This is a genomic window from Dactylosporangium sp. NPDC000244 (assembly GCF_040300725.1).
Classification (GTDB): domain Bacteria; phylum Actinomycetota; class Actinomycetes; order Mycobacteriales; family Micromonosporaceae; genus Dactylosporangium.
In genome coordinates this window covers 114,165-133,067 of the sequence record NZ_JBEPEH010000002.1, presented here as the reverse complement: position 1 = coordinate 133,067, position 18,903 = coordinate 114,165, and the positions used below count along the sequence as shown (strand labels likewise).

General features: G+C 71.2%; 17 protein-coding genes and 1 tRNA gene. 9 read left to right on the top strand and 9 right to left on the bottom strand.

What is annotated here, in order from left to right; all coding sequences use genetic code 11:
- Positions 1-43 precede the first annotated feature (43 nt).
- Positions 44-460, top strand: a complete 417-nt coding sequence (locus tag ABT369_RS03110) for a nuclear transport factor 2 family protein (RefSeq protein ID WP_350610018.1) — start codon at positions 44-46, stop codon at positions 458-460.
- A 9-nt stretch (positions 461-469) separates the two neighbouring features.
- Here the strand turns inward: ABT369_RS03110 and ABT369_RS03105 are convergent, their stop codons facing one another.
- Positions 470-1,192 (bottom strand): DUF429 domain-containing protein, encoded by a 723-nt coding sequence (locus ABT369_RS03105; RefSeq protein ID WP_350610017.1) that lies wholly within the window; start codon positions 1,190-1,192, stop codon positions 470-472.
- Positions 1,193-1,336: 144 nt separating this feature from the next.
- Here ABT369_RS03105 and ABT369_RS03100 point away from each other — a divergent pair, with 144 nt between their 5' ends.
- Positions 1,337-2,596 carry a pectate lyase gene (locus ABT369_RS03100; protein WP_350610016.1) on the top strand — a complete coding sequence of 420 codons (1,260 nt, stop codon included), beginning with the start codon at positions 1,337-1,339 and terminating at the stop codon, positions 2,594-2,596.
- Here ABT369_RS03100 and ABT369_RS03095 read toward each other — a convergent pair.
- From ABT369_RS03095 to ABT369_RS03085, 3 genes are all read right to left on the bottom strand, one after another.
- Complete coding sequence (locus ABT369_RS03095; protein WP_350610015.1) at positions 2,587-3,024, bottom strand: hypothetical protein; 438 nt, start codon at positions 3,022-3,024, stop codon at positions 2,587-2,589. The two genes, ABT369_RS03100 and ABT369_RS03095, sit on opposite strands and share 10 nt — an antisense overlap.
- Positions 3,025-3,358: 334 nt before the next feature.
- Positions 3,359-5,179 (bottom strand): ankyrin repeat domain-containing protein, encoded by a 1,821-nt coding sequence (locus tag ABT369_RS03090; protein ID WP_350610014.1) that lies wholly within the window; start codon positions 5,177-5,179, stop codon positions 3,359-3,361.
- Positions 5,145-5,219: transfer RNA gene (locus ABT369_RS03085), tRNA-Arg, on the bottom strand. Before ABT369_RS03085 ends, ABT369_RS03090 begins: the two co-directional genes overlap by 35 nt.
- Before the next feature lie 251 nt (positions 5,220-5,470).
- On the opposite strand from ABT369_RS03085, the gene ABT369_RS03080 reads away from it, so the two are divergent.
- The gene (locus tag ABT369_RS03080) at positions 5,471-7,870 is read left to right on the top strand and encodes a D-alanine--D-alanine ligase family protein (RefSeq protein ID WP_350610013.1); all 2,400 of its coding nucleotides are present in this window, start codon (positions 5,471-5,473) and stop codon (positions 7,868-7,870) included.
- 4 nt (positions 7,871-7,874) lie between these two features.
- Positions 7,875-8,258 (top strand): hypothetical protein, encoded by a 384-nt coding sequence (locus tag ABT369_RS03075; protein WP_350610012.1) that lies wholly within the window; start codon positions 7,875-7,877, stop codon positions 8,256-8,258.
- On the opposite strand, the gene alr is transcribed toward ABT369_RS03075, so the two are convergent.
- Positions 8,245-10,728 carry an alanine racemase gene (gene alr, locus ABT369_RS03070; protein WP_350610011.1) on the bottom strand — a complete coding sequence of 828 codons (2,484 nt, stop codon included), beginning with the start codon at positions 10,726-10,728 and terminating at the stop codon, positions 8,245-8,247. The genes ABT369_RS03075 and alr overlap by 14 nt on opposite strands.
- A gap of 52 nt (positions 10,729-10,780) precedes the next feature.
- Between alr and ABT369_RS03065 the strand changes: the two genes are divergently transcribed.
- Complete coding sequence (locus ABT369_RS03065) at positions 10,781-11,272, top strand: Lrp/AsnC family transcriptional regulator (protein ID WP_350610010.1); 492 nt, start codon at positions 10,781-10,783, stop codon at positions 11,270-11,272.
- Positions 11,269-12,411 carry an aminotransferase class I/II-fold pyridoxal phosphate-dependent enzyme gene (locus ABT369_RS03060; protein ID WP_350610009.1) on the top strand — a complete coding sequence of 381 codons (1,143 nt, stop codon included), beginning with the start codon at positions 11,269-11,271 and terminating at the stop codon, positions 12,409-12,411. Before ABT369_RS03065 ends, ABT369_RS03060 begins: the two co-directional genes overlap by 4 nt.
- A gap of 22 nt (positions 12,412-12,433) precedes the next feature.
- Here ABT369_RS03060 and ABT369_RS03055 read toward each other — a convergent pair whose 3' ends face one another.
- From ABT369_RS03055 to ABT369_RS03045, 3 genes are all read right to left on the bottom strand, one after another.
- A complete protein-coding gene (locus ABT369_RS03055; RefSeq protein ID WP_350610008.1) occupies positions 12,434-12,652 on the bottom strand; it encodes a hypothetical protein in 219 nt (72 codons plus the stop codon).
- Between the two features lie 106 nt (positions 12,653-12,758).
- Entirely contained in the window at positions 12,759-13,211 is a 453-nt protein-coding gene (gene rnhA, locus ABT369_RS03050; protein WP_350610007.1) for a ribonuclease HI, read from the bottom strand.
- A gap of 7 nt (positions 13,212-13,218) precedes the next feature.
- Positions 13,219-14,871, bottom strand: coding sequence for a glycoside hydrolase family 64 protein (locus tag ABT369_RS03045; RefSeq protein WP_350610006.1), 1,653 nt, complete (start codon positions 14,869-14,871; stop codon positions 13,219-13,221).
- Between the two features lie 154 nt (positions 14,872-15,025).
- Between ABT369_RS03045 and ABT369_RS03040 the strand changes: the two genes are divergently transcribed.
- Positions 15,026-16,249: an MFS transporter gene (locus ABT369_RS03040; RefSeq protein ID WP_350610005.1), complete on the top strand. Its 1,224-nt coding sequence runs from the start codon at positions 15,026-15,028 to the stop codon at positions 16,247-16,249.
- Positions 16,250-16,293: 44 nt separating this feature from the next.
- Here the strand turns inward: ABT369_RS03040 and ABT369_RS03035 are convergent, their stop codons facing one another.
- Positions 16,294-17,286, bottom strand: a complete 993-nt coding sequence (locus ABT369_RS03035; protein WP_350610004.1) for an aldo/keto reductase — start codon at positions 17,284-17,286, stop codon at positions 16,294-16,296.
- Positions 17,287-17,388: 102 nt separating this feature from the next.
- Between ABT369_RS03035 and ABT369_RS03030 the strand changes: the two genes are divergently transcribed.
- The gene (locus tag ABT369_RS03030; protein WP_350610003.1) at positions 17,389-18,228 is read left to right on the top strand and encodes a helix-turn-helix transcriptional regulator; all 840 of its coding nucleotides are present in this window, start codon (positions 17,389-17,391) and stop codon (positions 18,226-18,228) included.
- Positions 18,229-18,344: 116 nt separating this feature from the next.
- On the top strand, positions 18,345-18,902 hold the full coding sequence (locus ABT369_RS03025; RefSeq protein ID WP_350610002.1) for a sugar O-acetyltransferase: 558 nt from the start codon (positions 18,345-18,347) through the stop codon (positions 18,900-18,902).
- Position 18,903 lies beyond the last annotated feature (1 nt).

Below are 18,903 nucleotides of genomic sequence, written 5' to 3'. Positions count from 1 at the left end.
TACGCTCGTTCAATCAACAAGCGTTGAATGAATGGGAGTGGTCATGACCGCCATGTCACGCGAAGTTGTCGAGCGGCTCCTTCGCGCGAGTCGCGAGCGGGACACCGAGACGTTCGTCGGACTGTTCGCGCCCGACGGCTACATCGAGTGGCCATTCCGGCCGGCGGGCGTCCCGGGCCGCGTGGAGGGCCGCGACCAGCTTCGCGAGTTCCTCACCATGCAGGCCAACGGCCTCGTCGAGTTCGACGAATACCGCAACACGGTGATCCACGAGACCATTGACCCGCAGGTGGTGATCGTCGAGTACGAGGCTCACGGCACCGTGATCCCCACCGGCGCGCCGCTGCACCAGACGGTCATTGCCGTCCTGCGGATCAGGGACGGCCTGGTCGTCTCGTACCGCGACTACCTCAACCCTCTGGTGCTGGCCGAAATCCTGGCCGACGTCGGCAACGTGTAGCGGCGGCGTTCAGGGTAGATCGCGAAGGGGCGCCGTCGGCAGGGCGATCCAGCCCTCGACCCGCGCGAGCCGCAGCTGCTCCGGCGCCGGTCGCGTCACGAGCCCGAGCGCCGCCGCGCGGGCCGTCAGCGCGGCGATCACCGAGTCGAACGCGTCGTGGCTCTCGCGCATCAGCGGCTCGGACGCGCCGAGGCCGAGCCACGGTGCGGCGGCCAGCAGGGCGTCCACCGGCACGGAGTTCTTTCCCTTGTACCCCCGATGCGTCAACCCCCACCGGAAGAGCGACGCCGACGGGTAGGCCTCGACGATCCGCCCGGCGCCGGAGCGGTCCACGTCCACGTCCCGCGCCGCGAGGGATGACAGCAGCGCCGCGCACCGCATCGCCGCGTGCGCCAGCCGATCCGCCGACACGCTCAGCGGAATGAGCCCGGGAATGGTCGCGCGAATGACCTCGTCCGTGGTGCGGTACACCATTGTTCGGCGCCAGGCGGCCCCGGATCCGGCGACCGGCCGCCCCTCCCCGTGCGCCACGATCATGCGCGTGAACGGCTCCGGCCAGCCGAGCGCGCAGTCGATCCCGGCCTTGTCCGACGCCGCCACCGCGTCCACGATCGCGCCGTCGTCGACGCCGAAGTGCAGCTCACGCACGGTGGCCCGGCCGGCGTCCCACTCCAGCACCGCGAGCGCGGTCCGCTCGTCGGCGGCCGCGAGGTCCACGCCGACGGTCAGCACGAGGTGTAATTTACAGCGACCATCGCCGATGTTACGTCACATTCCGTGGGCGCGTTGCAGGCTTGTTGCAGGCCGTTGACGCGCATTTCGAAACCCGTCTACGGTCCCGTTCAGGAAAGCGCTTTCCCCTGAATGGAGGAGCAGATGCAATCCAGTCCCACGCGGCGGCGGGTGCGGCTCGCACTCGCGGCCGCGTCCGGCGTCGTCGCGGTGGCGGGGGTGACGCTGGTCGCCACGAACTCGGCGTCCGCGGCGACCGTCGACACCAGCGCGACGTACGTCTTCGTCAACCGCAACAGCGGCAAGGTCATCGACGTCTACAACTGGGCCACGAACGACGGCGCGCCGATCAACCAGTGGTCGCGCAACGATCTGACCGTCCAGCAGTGGAAGTTCGTCGACGCCGGCTCCGGCTACTACAAGATCAAGTCGGTCATGAGCGGCAAGGTCCTCGACCTGCCCAACGCCACCGACGGCCTGCAGCTCGTGCAGAACGCCGACAGCGGCTCGACGACCCAGCACTTCCGCCTGCAGGATTCGGCGAACGGGTACGTCCGCTTCGTCAACCGCCACAGCAACAAGGTCATCGAGACCTGGGAGTGGTCGACCGCCGACGGCGCCAAGCTCGACGGCTACCAGAACCTCGACGGCGCCAACCAGCAGTGGCAGCTGGTCAAGCTCGGCTCGGGCGGCGGCGGCAGCACCCCGACGTCGGGCGGCGGCAGCACCCCGACTGGCTCGTGGCCGAGCAGCACCGGCTCGGTCTCGGTGAGCGGCACCATCAAGGTGAGCAGCTCGCTCGACGGCGGGATGAAGCGCTACTGCTGCATCGGCGACGGCGGCCAGAGCGAGAGCCAGGACCCGATGTTCGAGCTCGCCGACGGGGCGACGCTCAAGAACGTCATCATCGGCTCGCCCGCGGGTGACGGCGTGCACTGCCTCGGCCGCTGCACCATCCAGAACGTGTGGTGGGAGGACGTGGGCGAGGACGCGGCCACGTTCCTGGGCACCAGCGGCGGCGACTCCTACGTCATCGGCGGCGGCGCCAAGTCGGCGACCGACAAGGTGTTCCAGCACAACGGCAACGGCACCGTGCACATCAGCGGTTTCTATGCCAGCGACATCGGCAAGCTCTACCGGGGCTGCGGCAACTGCACGAACCACTACGAGCGCCACGTGACAGTGGACAACGTGCTGCTGAACAAGACGAAGTACGTCGTCGGGATCAACACCAACTGGGGCGACACCGCCACGCTGACCCGGGTGACCGTCACGAACTCGTCGGGCATCCACGTCTGCGCCGAGTACACGGGCGTGGCGAAGGGCAGCGAGCCGAAGTACCTCGGTGACGGAATGGGCGACGGCCACTGCAACTTCAAGTCCTCGGACATCACCTACAAGTAGTCGGTCACGGCGGCGGGCAGTGCGAGCTGCCCGCCGCTCACCGTGAACGACTCCGGCGCATCGTCCTCATAGAACCGCACGAACCCCGCGAACCCGACCTGATCTGCGTGCCGGGCGACGCCGGTCAGCAGGGCGTGCAGGGTCGGAAGTTCATCCGGATGTACCTCCTGCAAAACGGTCAACGCCCACCCTTCCCCGCGTTCGACCAGCTCGCCGACTACGGCTCCGCCTACCTTCCACGCGGCTCCGCGCGCGGCGAGCACCGGCTCCGGGTCGAACGGCCCGGTCAGCGGCAGCGCCTCGGGTCGCTCGCGGAGCCCGAGGTGCCAGCGCAGTAGCCCGAGGTGCCAGCGCAGTTCCGCCAGCTCGTCGCCGGGGATCTCGGCGCTCAGGTTGAGCGTCACCAGAATTTCGAACACGTCCGCCATGCCGCGCAGATTAGTGCAGCCCGGCGTCCACGCTGCCTATTCGCGCAGGCTCGCGCACTCCGCCGACGGTTGGGGTGTCCATTCGCGCGGGCTCGCGCAGTCTGGCGGCGGCGCTGCTCATTCGCGCACTCCGTCGGCGGCGGGGTGTCCACTCGCGCAGTCTGGCGGCGGCGCTGCTCATTCGCGCACTCCGTCGGCGGTGGGTGTCCATTCGCGCAGGCTCGCGCAGTCTGGCGGCGGCGCTGCTCATTCGCGCACTCCGTCGGCGGCGGGGTGTCCACTCGCGCAGTCCGGTGGCGGTCCTGATCGTTCGCGCAGTCCGGTGGCCGCCGGGTCACAGGCTCGCTAGGAACTCCAGGTCGCGGCCGGCGTGGTAGTAGCGCGCGACGTGGGCCGGGGTCGTTCCGTGCACGGTCTCGGCCTTCGGGTCCGCGCCCGCCGCCAGCAGGTCGCGGACGAAAGCGGGGTCACCACCCTGCATGACCGCCTCGTACAGCGGTGTCCGGCCGATCCGGTCCGCGCCGTCGACGGGCACGCCCGCGTCGAGCAGAACCGGGAGGACCCGCTCGTGGTCGAGCCAGATCGCCATGTGCATGAGCGACCATCCGTTGTGCGCGCGCATGCGCGGATCGACGGTGCCGTCGCCCAATCCGCGCAGGAGGTGCTCCGTGTCGCCGAACTGCAGGCGGTGCATGAGCGCGCGCCGGTGCTCGTGCAGCGCCCGCGGCAGCCGTCCGCCGCCCTGCTGCCAGGCCTGTTCGACGCCGAAACAGCCGTGGCTGTCGCCGCCGAGGGCGCGGAGTGCGGATTCGCGCATCTGTTCCTGCTCGTCGTGGTCGTGCAGGGTGAGCGCGCCGCCGGCGATGCCGAGCCGGTGCCAGTCGCCGCCGCAACGAACGCGGAACGTCGCGTGGTCGCCCCGCGTCAGTTCCCCGCTCGCCCACGACCCGAGCCGCGACCCGAGCCGCGGATCTTGCCGGGCGAAACCTGGCGCACCCGACATATCTCCCGTCGGGGTAAATGTCCGAAAAGTCCGATCACGAAGTGTCGGACTTTTCGTGGCAGCGTCAGCAGCAGTCGCAGCGCCAGTGGCAGTGGCAGTGGCGGCAGCCGAAGTGGGAGGGATAGCGGAAGTGGGAGTGGCGGCGGCAGCAGTGTGAGGGGCGGCGGCAGTGGCAGTGGTGGCGGCAGCGGCAGCGGCAGTGGCAACAGCTGTCGCAGCGGCAGCGTCGTCCGAGTCGGCGCCGGGGCTGGCGAAGCCCGCGCGTGAGGCCGCCGGCAGCATGAGCGGGTGCAAGGCGTCCGGCGACAGGAGACCCGCGGCGATGAGCGCGAGATCAGGAGGTACCGACGACGTGGGAATCCGGACGGGAACCTCGAGGTAATCGCTCGGGTCCGACGCCTCGGCCCGCAGTGACGGCAGGTTGATCGTCACGTAGGCGCCGAGCAGGGTCGCGACCTGATCCACGCCGAAGGCGGCGCCCGCCTCCGTGGCCAGCTCCGCGACGCCGACAGGGCTCGTCGGGGACATCGAGGGGGACTGCAGGCAGCTGAGGTCGTCGAAGTCCAGCGTGATGCCGCACTGCTGCCAGGCCTCGCGGTAGTCGCCGGACTCCAGCAGCGCGAAGACCGGCGGTGCGTCCCACAGCCGCGCCAGCGAAGAAGCCTCGCGGACGTCCCAGGTGGGGCGCGGGGCGTAGTACCAGCGCTCGTGCTCGAGGTCGGCCAGCGTCGTCACGCTCAGGTGGACGCGCTGCGGGCCGGCCGGGGACTTCGGCAGCCGCAGGCGCACCAGCGGTTCGGTGGCGGCGCCGGAGCGGGGGGCGAGGACGGCGCTCACCTGGGCCTGCAGGGTGGACCGGCCGCCGCGGTGCCGGGGGAGGTGCCACCACAGCAGGTCGAGACAGAGGTGGCGCAGGTCGTCCTCCAGCCGGTCGGCGGAGGCGGTGCCGAACCGGGCGCGGACCGCGGCCAGGTCGACGTCGATCGTGACCGGCAGTAGGCTCGCGGCGGCCCGCCAGTCGCCGGCCGACCGGGCCGAGGCCGCCGCCGCGACGAGCGCGGGCGGTGGCATCTCGGCCCGGATCTTGCGCCAGAGCGGCAGCTCACGAGCCAGGAAGGGCAGATCGGCCGGATTCGAACCGGCGTCCTCCAACTTCGCAAGGTGGCGTGACGACCTCTGCACTACGACCTGCCGCGCATGAGCGTAATCGTCCTCAGATCTCCAGGTGGACCCGGCACCGCCGGGGCGACGACGTCCAGGTTAGGTTCGCCGGGCCGTTCCGCGGCAACCCGGGTCATCGACGTCGCTCGTGCCGTCCTGCCCGGGGTGGCGGTGATCGTGATTCGCCGCCCGGTCGCGAGAGCGCTTCGCTTTGCCGACAGTGCGTGATCAGGCCCCGGTGTAATGTAGCCCCGTCGAAGTGGCCCAAATGAAGAGGAAACGATGGTCGACGTTGCGCTGCTGCTGGGCGGCCCGTCCGAGGAGCGCGGGATCTCGCTCAACTCCGCACGCTCCGTAGCGGACCACCTCGAGGGCGCGGTCGTCAACCTGACCGAGATCATCTTCTTCGACCGCCAGGTGCGGCCCTACTCGATCCCCCGTGGCCTGCTCTACTGCAACACCCCGAGCGACTTCGACTTCAAGCTCGCGCACGAGGGCCGGCCGCTCACCGAGGACGAGCTCATCGCCCGCCTGCGCACGGCCGGGCTGGTCTTCCCCTGCATGCACGGCGAGTTCGGCGAGGACGGGCAGGTCCAGGCGTTGCTGGAGAAGGCCGGGGTGCCCTTCGTCGGCACCGGGGCGCAGGCGTGCGCGACCGCCTTCGACAAGTACAAGGCCAAGCAGGCCCTCGACGCCGTCGGCATCGGCGCGGTGCCCTCGGCGATCGTCGACGCCGCCATGTCCGACGCCGAGGCCGAGCGGGTCGTCACCGAAGCCTTTCCGGACGTCGCCAAGCTGGTGCTGAAGCCGGCCACCGGCGGCTCCAGCATCGACGTCTTCGTCGCCCGGGACCGCGCCGCGGCCGTCGACATCCTGCGCACCCTGCGCACCCGCCACGACCGGATCGTCATCCAGCCGCGGATGCACGGCGTCGAGGTGACCACCATCGTGCTCGACGGGCCCGACGGGCCGGTCGCGCTCATCCCGGTCGAGATCGAGCTGCAGAACCAGGCGACCGAGGACGAGATCTTCGACTACCGCCGCAAGTATCTGGCCAGCAACGACTCGCACTACCACTGCCCGCCGCCCCGGGACGACGAGACGATCGCGCGCATCCAGGCCACCGCCGAGGCCGTGTTCAAGACCCTCGGCCTGCGCGACTTCGCCCGCATCGACGCGTGGCTCGAAGAAGACGGCACGGTGCTCGTCTCCGACGTCAACGTGATCAGCGGCATGGAGCAGAACAGCTTCCTGTTCGTCCAGGCCGCGCAGCTCGGCATGACCCACGCCGACGTCCTGCGCGAGGTCCTGCGCGCCGCGTCGCTGCGCAACGGCCTCGAGTTCGCCGCGCCCTACGACACCACGATCCAGACCGGCGAGCCGGTGGCCGTGCTCTTCGGCGGCGCCACGGCCGAACGCCAGGTGTCGGTGCTGAGCGGGACCAACGTGTGGCTGAAGCTGGCCCGTTCGCAGAAGTACGCGCCGGTTCCCTACCTGCTGTCGCCCGACGGATCCGTCTGGCAGGTGTCGTACTCGTCGGCCCTGCGCCACTCCGTCGAGGAGATCGTGTACGCCTGCCGCGACGGCCTGCGCCTCGAGGAGCGCCGCAGCCGCCTGGCCGAGCAGATCATCGAGCGCCTCCGGCTGCCCGCCGAGGCCCGCAGCACCTCCGTCGCGCCGCCGGTGCAGCTGTCGATGGAGGAGTTCCTCGACCGTCACGAGCTCGTCTTCATCGCCCTGCACGGCGGCGCGGGCGAGAACGGCACCCTGCAGGAGCTGCTGGACGCGCACAACATCCGGTACAACGGCTCCGGCCCGGCCGCGTCCCGCCTGTGCGCCGACAAGTACGAGACCGGCAAGGTCGTCGCGACCCTGGAGAGCGAGGGCATCCACACCGCCCGCCGCGTCCGCGTCGACGTCCCCGCGTCGGTCGAGGAGTCGGTGATCGAGACCCTCTGGCACGACATCATCACCGAGGTCACCGACACCCGGGTGGTCGTCAAGCCCCTGGACGACGGCTGCTCGGCCGGCATCCTCCCGCTGGGCAACGCCGCGGACCTGCAGCGCTACCTGGAGCTGATCAACGCCGGCGCGAGGCGCATCAAGGGCGCCGGGTTCTCCCTGCTCAGCCCCGACCAGCTGGTCGAGATGCCGACGAGCCGCCCTCACCACCTGCTCTTCGAGGACTACATCGACACCGACGACGTGCGGGTCGAGGACCACTCGGGCGACGCCGAGCTGCTCTGGGGCCGCGAGCGCGACACCGGCTGGATCGAGGTGACCGTCGGCGTGATCGGCCCGCGCGGCGCGATGGTCGCCATGAACCCGTCGATCACCGTCGCGAGCGCGGGCATCCTGTCGCTCGAGGAGAAGTTCATGGGCGGCACCGGCATCAACATCACGCCCCCGCCCGGCTCCCCGCTGGGCCGCGTCGAGCCCGGCGCGGTCGACGCCGTGCGCGCACGCATCGCACGGACGGCGAACGTGCTGGGCATGGAGGGGTACGGCCGGATCGACGCCTTCATGCACCGCAAGACGGGCGAGGTCATCATCATCGAGGCCAACTCCCTGCCGGGCCTGACCCCGGCGACGGTCTTCTACCACCAGGGCCTGGCCGAGGAGCCGCCGGTTCCCCCGCGCCAGATCCTCGAGCGCATCCTGGACCTCGCCACCCACTCGTAAAGACATGGGCGCCGAGTGGGAGATCGCCGACGCGTGGGTCTTCGCGGCCGTCTTCGGGTCCGGCCCCGACGACGGCGCGACGCTCGCGCGGATCATCGGCGCGGCCGACGGCATCAACCACGCGATCCTGACCGAGGACGAGTTCGTCCGGGCCGTGCCGCGGCTCGTCGCGGCCGGGCTGATCGGGGCCGACCCCGCGGCCGATCGCTACTGGCACACCGAGGCGGGGCGCGCGATCGCCGAGCGCTGGCACCGCCGCGGCCTGTTCGCCTGGGCCGAGGTGGTCCCGCCGGCCCTGCGCGGCACCGGCGAGCCGGCCGGCGGGAACTTCACGCTGCCCGCGGGCGCCTTCGCCGCGGCCGTGCGCGAATACCTCAGTGCTGGGTGAAGATGCGCTGGACGCGGGGGCCGACCTGGGTCAGCACCTCGTGCGAGACGGTGTCCATGGCCGCGGCGGCCTGCTCGATCGGGGTCGAGAAGCCCGCGTACTGGCCGAAGATGAGCACGTCCGAGCCCACCTCCGCGTCCGGGTGGCCGGTGATGTCGATCGCCATCGAGTCCATCGAGATCGTGCCGGCGATCTCGCAGCGCCGGCCGTTGACCAGCACGTAGCCGACCTTGCGGAAGGCGCGCGGGACGGCGTCGTAGTAGCCCGCGGCGATGAGCGCGATCCGCGTGTCCGGGGACTGGGCGCGGAACAGGCCGCCGTAGCCGACCCGCTCCCCGGGCGCCATGTCGTGGATCTCGACGATCCGTGACACCAGGCCGACGCCGGGCGTGAGCGTGATCAGGCTGCTGGTCGCGGTCGAGGGCTGCAGGCCGTAGAGGCCGATGCCGAGGCGCACCATGTCGTAGCGCGCCTCCGGGAAGCGGATCGTGGCGGCCGTGGCGGCGGTGTGCCGTACGACATCCTCGAACCCCATCTCGTCCGCCGCCGCGCACACCGAGCCGAAGCGCTTGAGCTGCTCCCGGGTCAGGTCGTCCTCGGCGGGGTCGTCGGGGCAGCCGAGGTGGCTCATGAGCCCGGCCAGGCGCAGGTGCTCGCTGCCCTTGAGCTTGCCCAGCAGCTCGATCGCGGCCTCCGGGTACAGCCCGCTGCGGTGCATCCCCGAGTCCACCTCGACGTGCACGTCCAGCCGGCGGCCGCTCACGGCGGCGGCCCGGCAGGCGGCGTCGTACATCTCCACGGAGTACAGCGACGGCGTCAACCGGTGCCGGACCAGCCGCTCGAGGTCGCCGGGCACGGCGAGGAAGACCAGGATCGGCATCTGCACGCCCGCCCGGCGCAGCGCGACGCCCTCGTCCGCGGTGGCCACGCCGAGCCAGTCGACGCCCGCCTCCCGCAGGGTGTGCGCGACGGTGACGGGATTGGTGCCGTACGCCTCCGCCTTCACGACCCCCATGAGCCGCGTGTGCGGGCCCACGAGCTTGCGGAAGGCGGCGACGTTGTCCCGGACGGCCGCGAGGTCCACGTAGAGCCGGGTCGCGGCCGCGGCCTCCACGAGGTGCATCCAGGAGTCGGTGACCATGGTGTCCCGCGGCACGTGCACCAGCGCCACGTCGTCGGGGCGGAGCTCGGTCGCGACGAACGCGCGCATGCGGTCCTCGTCCGGGAAGCGGTGCACGGGCACCTCGCTGCCCGCGAGCGCGGCCTCGATCAGGCCGTGCGCCTCGTCGTCCAGGCCGCAGACCAGCCGCACGTTCTCGGCCCGCAGGCACCGGGCCATCGCGTCGGCGCCCTCGGCGGTCAGACCGGTCAGCGGATCACCGATGATCATGAGGGTGCGGCCCTGGGCCCCCATGAGGGACCGGGCCGTGCGCAGGGCGCTGCTCAGCGCGAGCGGGTCGGTGTTGGCCAGCTCACCGACGACCGTCGCGCCGTCGGGGCGCCGCCACATCTGCATGCGCGTGGACGGCGGCGTGTAGTCGGCGACCGCCGTGAGCAGGTCGGCCGGCCCGATCCCGAGCAGGGTCGCGGCGCCCATCGCGAGCTCGAGGTCGCTGAGCACCTCCGGCGACGGGGTCGCGACCAGCAGGTCCTCCTCCGTGCCGCCGGGCAGCGCGGCGCGGACCAGCGAGGAGCGCTCGACGTGTCGCAGCCTGGTCAGCCGGGGCAGCGCGGGGTCTCCGGCCAGCAGCAGTCGCGCCTTCGAGATCTGCCGGGCCATCTGGTGTACCGAAGCGTCTTCCTCGCCCATGAGCAGCCACCCGTCCTCGGGCAACCCGGCCGCCATGCTCAGCAGCTCGCGGGCGTGCTCCTCGCGGCTGCCGAAGCTCTGCCCGCTGCGGCCGAGGTTGGTGAACACGACCGCGCGCGGGTCGACCATCCGTGCGAGGCGGGCCATCTCGCCGGGCTCGGTCGCGGCCGCCTCGATCACGGCGACCGGCACGTCGGCCGGGCACTGCAGCACCGACAGGGCCACGCCGAGCTGGCTGTTGTAGCTGCCCGGGCTGCCGTACGTCGTGCGATGCCCCGCCAGCAGCCCGACGAGCGCGTCCTTGGTGAGCGTCTTGCCGTTGCTGCCGACGACCGCCACGAACGTCGTCGAGCCGAGCTGGCGCCGCCACCACACCGCCATCTCCTGCAGCGCGGCGAGCGGATCCTCGACGGCGATCACAGTCTGCCCGGGGAACTCGGCCAGCCGGCGCCGGTCCACGACCGCGGCGATGGCCCCGTTGGCGAGCGCCCGCGCCACGAACCGGTGACCGTCCGTGACACCCTGGAGAGCGAAGAAGAGACTGTCGGCCTGCAACCGGTCCGAGTGAATGGCGACGCTGCCGACCGCGCGCTCTTCCCCGGGGAAGTGCACCGTTCCGCCGACGATCGACGCCACCTCGGCGACCGAGACTGGGTCCATTCGGCGAATAGTAGTCTGGAGTGCGCCGCTGCACGGACAGTAAGATTGCCCGGTGTTGGAGATCATGGAGATCCTCCGGAAGGATGCCCACGCGACCCCGGAGCGCATCTCGGATTTGACCGGAATCGACGTCGAGCGCGTCCGGGCGCAGATCACGGCCTGGGAGCAGCAGGGCGTGATCCGGCGGTACAAGGCCGTCGTCGACGCCGACCGGCTGCGCGAGCTCAGCGGCGAGCAGGTGATCACCGCGTTCATCGACGTCGCCGTGATGCCCGCCCGCGGCCTGGGCTTCGACGACGTCGCGCTGCGGATCTCCCGCTTCCCCGAGGTGCGGTCGGTGTACCTCGTGTCCGGCGCCCAGGACCTGCGCTGCGTGGTCACGGGCCGCAGCATGCACGACATCGCCGACTTCGTGGCCCAGAAGCTCTCGACGATCGAGCGGGTGACGGCCACGGCCACGCACTTCGTGATGAAGACCTACAAGGAAGACGACGAGCTCTACGCGACCGCCGAGGTCGACCGACGCCTCCCGGTCACGCCGTGAAGCCGCTCAACCCGATCGTCGCCGCGTGCCCGCCGTCGGGGATCCGGCGGTTCTTCGACATCGCGGCGACCATGGACAACGTCATCTCCCTGGGCGTGGGCGAGCCTGACTACGTGACGCCCTGGCACGTGCGCGAGGCCGGGATCTACGCGCTGGAGCAGGGCTTCACGACGTACACCTCGAACGCGGGCCTGCTGGAGCTGCGCTCGGCCATCGTCGACGATCTCTCCCGCCGATACTCCGTGACCTTCGACGCCGTCTCCGAGTGCTTGATCACGTCCGGAGTGTCGCAGGGCCTGGACCTGGTGATGCGCACCCTGCTCGACGTCGGCGACGAGGTGATCATCCCCGAGCCGTGCTACGTGGCGTACGGCCCGTGCGTGACCTTCGCCGGCGGCACGCCCGTGTACGTCCCGTCGTCCCCGGCCTTCGAGATCCTGATCGACGAGATCGAGCGGGCGATCACGCCGCGCACGAAGGCGATCCTGGTCTCGTCGCCGTCCAACCCGACGGGCGCGATCCAGCCGCGCGCGGTCCTGGAGGCCCTGGCCGACCTGGCGGAGCGCCACGACCTGTACCTGGTCTCGGACGAGATCTACGAGCGCCTGAGCTATGACGCGCCGCACACGTGCATGGCGTCCCTGGCCCCGTCCCGGTCGATCGTCCTGGGCGGCTTCTCCAAGGCCCACGCGATGACGGGCTGGCGGGTCGGTTTCGTGTGCGCCCCGGCGTTCATCCTGGACCTGGCGGGACGCATCCACCAGTACACGATGCTGTGCGCCCCGCACGTCTCCCAGGCCGCGGCCCTGGAGGGCCTGCGCTCGGGCGACGCCCAGGTGGCGGAGATGGTGTCCGACTACGACCGCCGGCGCCGCCTGTTCGTGAAGGGCCTGAACTCGATCGGCCTGACGTGCCACGAGCCGCAGGGCGCCTTCTACGCCTTCCCGTCCATCCGCTCGACGGGCCTGGACTCGGAGACGTTCGCGGAGCGCCTGCTGCAGGCGGAACGGGTGGCGGTGGTCCCGGGTAGCGTCTTCGGCCCGGGCGGCGAGGGCCACGTGCGGTGCAGCTACGCGACGGCGCTCCCGCTGCTGGAGGAGGCCGTCAAACGCATGGGCCGGTTCGTGGACTCCCTGTAGCCGCTCGGGCTCGACGGACCGCTCAGGCCGCGAGCTCGCGCCACTCCGGGCGGCCGCCCATCCAGGCGTTGGCGAGGATCTCCGCCGCCGCCCGGCTCGGGCAGTGGTGGGTCTTCGACGGGCCGGAGGCGCCGCCGGTCTGCGCCAGGACCTCCCACTGGGTCCCGTCGGTGCTCAGATACACGTCGCGGCGACCACGCGGACCGTGGACGCCGTTCCACCAGTGCCGCTCGACCTTCACCCGTAGACCGTACCGTGCCGCGCTTCCGGGCGGAATCCGTCGCAGCGGTGCAACCTGTTGCCAGGCCACCCAGATGCGGGCAATCGCACCGAGCGTGAACGCGGCGCTACTGAGCAGGACGACCGGTGGCCAGACGCAGACCCTTGGCGGCCAGGCGGTCGGCCCGCTCGTTCTCCGGGTGCCCGTTGTGGCCCTTGACCCAGTGCCACTCGACCTGGTGCTTGGCGGCGAGCGCGTCGAGCTCCTGCCACAGGTCGACGTTCTTGACCGGCTGCTTGTCGCTCGTCTGCCAGCCGTTGCGCTTCCAGCGGGCCACCCAGGCGGTGATGCCGTTGCGCACGTAGGAGCTGTCGGTGTAGAGGTGCACGACCACGGGCCGGGTCAGGCTCTCCAGCGCGCGGATCGGCGCGGTGAGCTCCATGCGGTTGTTCGTGGTCGCCGTCGCCTCCCCGCCGCACAGCTCCTTCTCGACGGTGCCGTAGCGCAGGACGGCGCCCCAGCCCCCCGGTCCCGGGTTTCCGCTGCAGGCGCCGTCCGTGTAAATCTCGACGTGGGTCACATGGGTATTAGACCGTGTGCCACTTCTGGTTCGCCGAGCCGGCACAGTCCCACAGCTGCAGCAGCGCGTCGTTGTTCGGGTTCCAGTCCTTGATGTCGACGCACTTGTTCGCCTGCGGGTTCACCAGGTCGCCGGCGGCGCTGAGCACGAACTTCTGGGCCGCGTTGCCGGAGCAGTTCGCGATCTGGATCGCGGTGCCGTTGGCCGAGGCGCCCCAGGCGACGTCCATGCACTTGCCGTTCTCGGTGCGCAGCGTGCCGTCGACGAAGTTCCACTTCTGGTTGGTGCCGCCCGTGCAGTTCCACACGATCAGGCGCTGCCCGTCCGAGAAGTTCCAGTTCGGCACGTCGATGCACTTGTTGTTCCAGTTGCTGGCGATCGACTTCACCGAGCTGTTGCCCCCGCCGGTGGGCGGCGGGGTGGTGGTGCCACCGCCACCGCCGGTGTTCCCGCCGCCGGTGTTGCCACCGCCGGTGAAGGGTGAGAGCGTGATGCCGGCCGCGCGCGGGTCGCCGTCGTGCACGAGCGACTCCTGGTTCTGCACGTCGTCGAAGGCGAAGCCGTACGCCCGGCCGTCGGCCATGTTCGCGTGCACGATCCGCGAGTAGTGGTTCGTGAGCGCGCTCTTGTAGAAGTCGGCCGCGGTCCCGCCCGGCTGGGTGTCGATGGTGCCGAGCGTGCTGCGGTGCAGCGCCGCGCAGAGGGTGCGCGCGATCGGCCCGACGACCTGGTCGTTGGGTGCGCCGAGGGCCCCGTCGCAGCCCCACACGTTGGCGGTGGAGGGCCGGTTGAACGTGGCGACCTTCTGGCCGGAGGCGTTCGTGAACGTCATCACGGTGCCGCTGGTGCGGCCGAAGTACTTGACGTTCGGCTGGTCGGTGAAGGGCACCACGGTGAGCGTCTTGGTGGTGTACGCGTTCCAGGCGTTGGCGATGTACGGGTCGAGGTACGTCGCGCTGAACAGCCCGGCGTCGGCCGCCTTGCCGGGCGAGAGCACCCGCAGCACCGTGCCGTCCGAGCGGGTCACCACGGTGTTGCCCCAGCCGGCCTGGGCCTTGATCTGGTTGATGACGTTCTGGCGCCCGTCGGCCTTGAGCGCGCCGGTCGTCGACTTCGCGCCGTTCGCGCCGGTGACGCTGACCGCGTGCGGCACCGCGAACATGTCGACCTGCGAGCTGTTGAGCCACAGCCCGGCGTCGTTGTACGTGAACTCGCTCCAGTCGAACAGGATGTTGTGGTTCGGGTCGCCCGAGGCCCACGGCGCCGGCTGGACCAGCCCGTCGGGGGTCAGGAAGAACTTGAGCCGCTCGCCCAGCGACATGTAGACGCGGCCGGAGAGGTTCTTCGGCAGCTGGATGGTCTTGCTGCCGCCGTTGGCCGGGCCGGGGATCGACACGTCCGGGGCGGGCATGGGCGGGTTGGTGCCGGAGGACCACTGGGTGAACGTCCCGTTGGCGGAGACGTACCCGAGCTTGCCGGTGCTGAGGTTGGTGCCGAGCACGTACAGGTAGACCGCGTCCCCGCGCCCGGTCGAGTTCGTGACGGTGAACGGCAGGAGCGATGGTCCGGCCGCCTGGGCCGAGGGCAGGGCGGCGATGGCCACGGGTATCGCGGCGGCGACCACGGCCGCGGCGCCGAGCAGCTTCGTCCTCAATCGCACGGGAACTCCTAGGTTGGATCGTGAGAGCGCTCTCAGCTTCCGGGGCAGCGCGAACGCGTGTCAACGGACACCAACAAGACCCAACGATCTGTTAAGGACGTGTTGAGATTGACGGGTATAGCAAACCGTACGTACGTCTTGTTAGAGTGTCGCCATGCCACCGCTGCGGTTGCTCTCGCTCATCTCGCTCGTCAACACCACCGGCAGCGGCCTGTGGATGGTGTCGAGCGCGCTGTACCTGACCCGGTTCGCCGGCCTGTCGATCGCGCAGACGGGCCTGGCCCTGACCGCGACCGGCCTGGTGTGCATGGTGGCGAGCGCCCCGATGGGCTACATCGCCGACCGGCTCGGCGCGCGGGAGGTCTTCGTCGCCGGCCTGCTCGCCCAGGCGCTCGGCACCGCCGCGTTCGCGCTGGTGCACAGCGTGTGGGTGTACCTGCTGATCGGCGTCCCGCTCGCGGTCGCCGACGCCGCCCAGCGCGCCGCCAAGGGGGCCGTGATCGGCGGCGCGGTCCCGCCCGAGCAGCGCGTACGCACCCGTGCGTACCTGCGCTCCGTCACCAACGTAGGCATCGCGCTCGGCTCGGCCCTGGCCGGCGTAGCCCTGGCGATGGACACCCGCGCGGCCTACGTCGTGCTCATCCTCGGCGACGCGCTCACCTACCTGGTCGCCGCGGCCCTGGCGAGCCGCCTCGAGCACATCCCGCGCCAGGTCCACACCCCCGGCGCCCCGCGCCTGGTCGCCCTGCGCGACCGGCCGTTCCTCGTGTTCGTCCTGCTCGACGGCCTGCTGTCGACGCACTTCGGGCTGTTCGAGGTCGGGCTGCCGCTGTGGATCGCGCATCGCACGGACGCCCCGGAGTGGCTGGTCGCGGTGGTGTACCTGACCAACACCACGGCGGTCGTGCTCCTGCAGGTGCGGGCCGCCCGCGGCACCGACGAGCCGCGGGGCGCCGCCCGGGCCGCCCGCCGAGCCGGGCTGACCCTGCTGGTCGCGTGTGGCCTCTACGCCCTGTCGGGCCACGCCCACCACGCGGTCACGATCGCCCTGCTGGTGGCGGGCGCGCTGGTCCACGTGGTGGGCGAGCTGTGGCACTCGGCGTCGGGCTGGGGCATCTCGTTCGGGCTGTCGCCGTCGGACAAGCACGGGCAGTACCAGGGTGCGTACGCCATCGGCATGCAGCTCGGCCAGATGCTGGCCCCGTTCGTCGTCACGACGCTCGCCCTCGGCTGGGGCGACCCGGGCTGGCTCCTGCTCGCCGTCGCCTTCGCGCTCGCCGGTGCGGCCATGCCCCCGACGGTCGAGTGGGCACTCAAGAACCGTCCACATGAGACACAAGCCGAAGAGCCTCATGGCTCGGGCCGCGTCAGTATCTGACCGTCGCTCCCGCCAGAAATCCTGGCCCCCGCGGGGTGGCAGGATCAGTTGCCGACTCCCAGGCTGTCCATGAACGCCGTCGGATACCGGTCGCCGCGGGCCGAGCCGGCCGGGACGGCCTCTTCGATCTCGGCGAGGTCGGCGTCGGACAACGACACGTCGGCCAGCGCCTCCGACAGGCGCTCGCGGGTGCGGGCGCCGACCAGCGGCACGATGTCCGGCCCCTGCGCGGCGACCCAGGCGATGGCGAGCTGGGCGACCGTGCACCCCTTGGCCGCGGCGACCCGGCGCAGCGCCTCGACGAGCCCGAGGTTGTGCTCGACGTTGCCGGGCGCGAAGCGCGGGGTGTGGACGCGGAAGTCCCCGGGCTCCGCGGGGCGCTGCGCGCTCCAGTGGCCGGAGATGAGCCCGCGGGCCAGCACGCCGTACGCCGTCATCCCGATCCCGAGCTCGCGCAGGACCGGCAGCACCTCGGCCTCGACCGCGCGGGACAGCAGGGAGTACTCGATCTGCAGGTCGGCGACGGGGTGCACCGCGTGCGCGCGGCGGATGGTCTCGGCCCCGACCTCGGAGAGCCCGAGGTGCCGCACGTACCCGGCCTCGACCATCTCCTTGATCGCGCCCACGGTGTCCTCGATCGGCACCGCGGGATCGAGCCGCGCGGGGCGGTATACGTCGACGTACTCGACGCCGAGGCGGTTGAGGGAGTACGCGAGGAAGTTCTTCACCGCCTCGGGCCGGTTGTCCTGCGGCCCGAACACCGGCCCGGGCCCGCGCAGCTGCCCGAACTTCACGCTGAGCACATAGCTGTCCCGCGGCCGCCCGCGCAGCGCCTCGGCGAGCAGCAGCTCGTTGGCGCCCATCCCGTAGAAGTCCCCGGTGTCGACGAGCGTGATGCCGGCGTCGAGCGCCGCGTGCACCGTGGCGATGCTCTCGCCGCGATCGCTGGCCCCGTACGCCTCGCCGGACAGCCCCATCGCCCCGAGCCCGAGCGCCGAGACCACCGGCCCGGCCGTTCCCAACTGTCGTGTCTGCATGGTCCCGACGATGCCCCCGATCCCGCCCGCTCGGCAGCGGAGCGTGCATCGTGGGAGCGACGCTCCCTGGCTTCGCCCGCGAGGAGGAGCACCATGGAGCACATGCAGCGTGAGCAGCTCGCCGACTTCCTGCGCCGGCGCCGCGAGGCCATCCACCCGGCCGACGTGGGCCTGGCCGACGGCCCCCGCCGCCGCACCGCCGGCCTGCGCCGCGAGGAGGTCGCGATGCTCGCCGGCATGTCCGTCGACTACGTGGTGCGCCTCGAGCAGGCCCGCTCCAGCCAGCCCTCGACGCAGCTGCTGGCCGCCCTCGCGCGGGCCCTGCGCCTCACCGACGACGAGCGCACCCACCTCTTCCACCTCGCCGGTCACCGCCCGCCGCCGGCCGAGGGCGTGGCGAGGCTGGCCCGGGCCGGCCTCCTGCGCATGCTGGACCTGCTGGCCGACACCCCCGCGCTGGTCATGTCCGACCTGGGGGAGATCCTGGCCCAGAACCGGGCCGCGCTGCTGCTCTCCGGCGACCTGACCCGCTTCACCGGCCTGCGCCGCTACACCGTCTACCGCTGGTTCACCGATCCCGAGGCCCGGGCCGTCCACCTGGAGGACGACGCGGACCGCCAGTCCCGCCAGCACGTCGCCGACCTGCGCGCCGTGGCCGGCCGCCGGGCGGGCGACGCGGACGTGACCGAGCTCGTGGAGCGGCTGCGGTCCGAGAGCGAGGACTTCCGCGCGCTGTGGGAGGAGCACGCGGTGGCGGTGCGCCGGGCCGACCGCAAGACGCTGGTCAACCCGCGGGTGGGCCCGATCACGCTGGACTGCGAGACGCTGGTGACCCCGGACCTGGGGCAGCAGCTGCTGGTCCTGACCCCGGCGAACGCCGACGCCCGGGAGCGCCTGGAACTGCTGCGAGTCCTCGGCACCGAGACGTTCACGGACGCTTGATCGAAAAGTCGGGCGCTCCGCGCCACGACTTTTCGGATTTATACCCCGTCGGGCGGCATGTCCGGTCGGACCGAGGCTTGTGTACAGACGTACACAACTCGCGTACGTTTGTACACATGACCGAGAAGTCCATGCGCCAGCGCATGCTGGACGGGGAGCTGTACATATCGGACGGGGAGATCGCGCGGGACTACCTGCGCGCGCAGGACCTGACCCACCGCATCAACGCGCTGCCCGCCGCCGAGGGCGCGACCAGGCGCGAGCTGCTCACCGAGCTCCTCGGTGCGCTCGGCGAGGACACCGATCTCCGCACGCCGGTGCGGTTCGACTACGGCTTCCAGACCTTCTTCGGCGCGCGGACCTTCGTCAACTTCGGCCTCGTCTGCCTCGACGTGGCCCGGGTCACGATCGGCGACGACGTGCAGATCGCCTCGAACGTGCAGCTGCTCACCGCCTGGCACCCGGTGGAGCCCGAGGCGCGGCGCGCCAAGTGGGAGGCCGCCTCGCCGATCACCATCGGCGACAACGTCTGGCTCGGCGGCGGGGTCATCGTCTGCCCGGGGGTCACCATCGGCGCGAACACCGTCGTCGGCGCGGGTGCGGTCGTGGTCAAGGACCTGCCCGCCAACGTCGTCGCCGTCGGCAACCCGGCCCGGGTCATCCGCGAGATCTGAG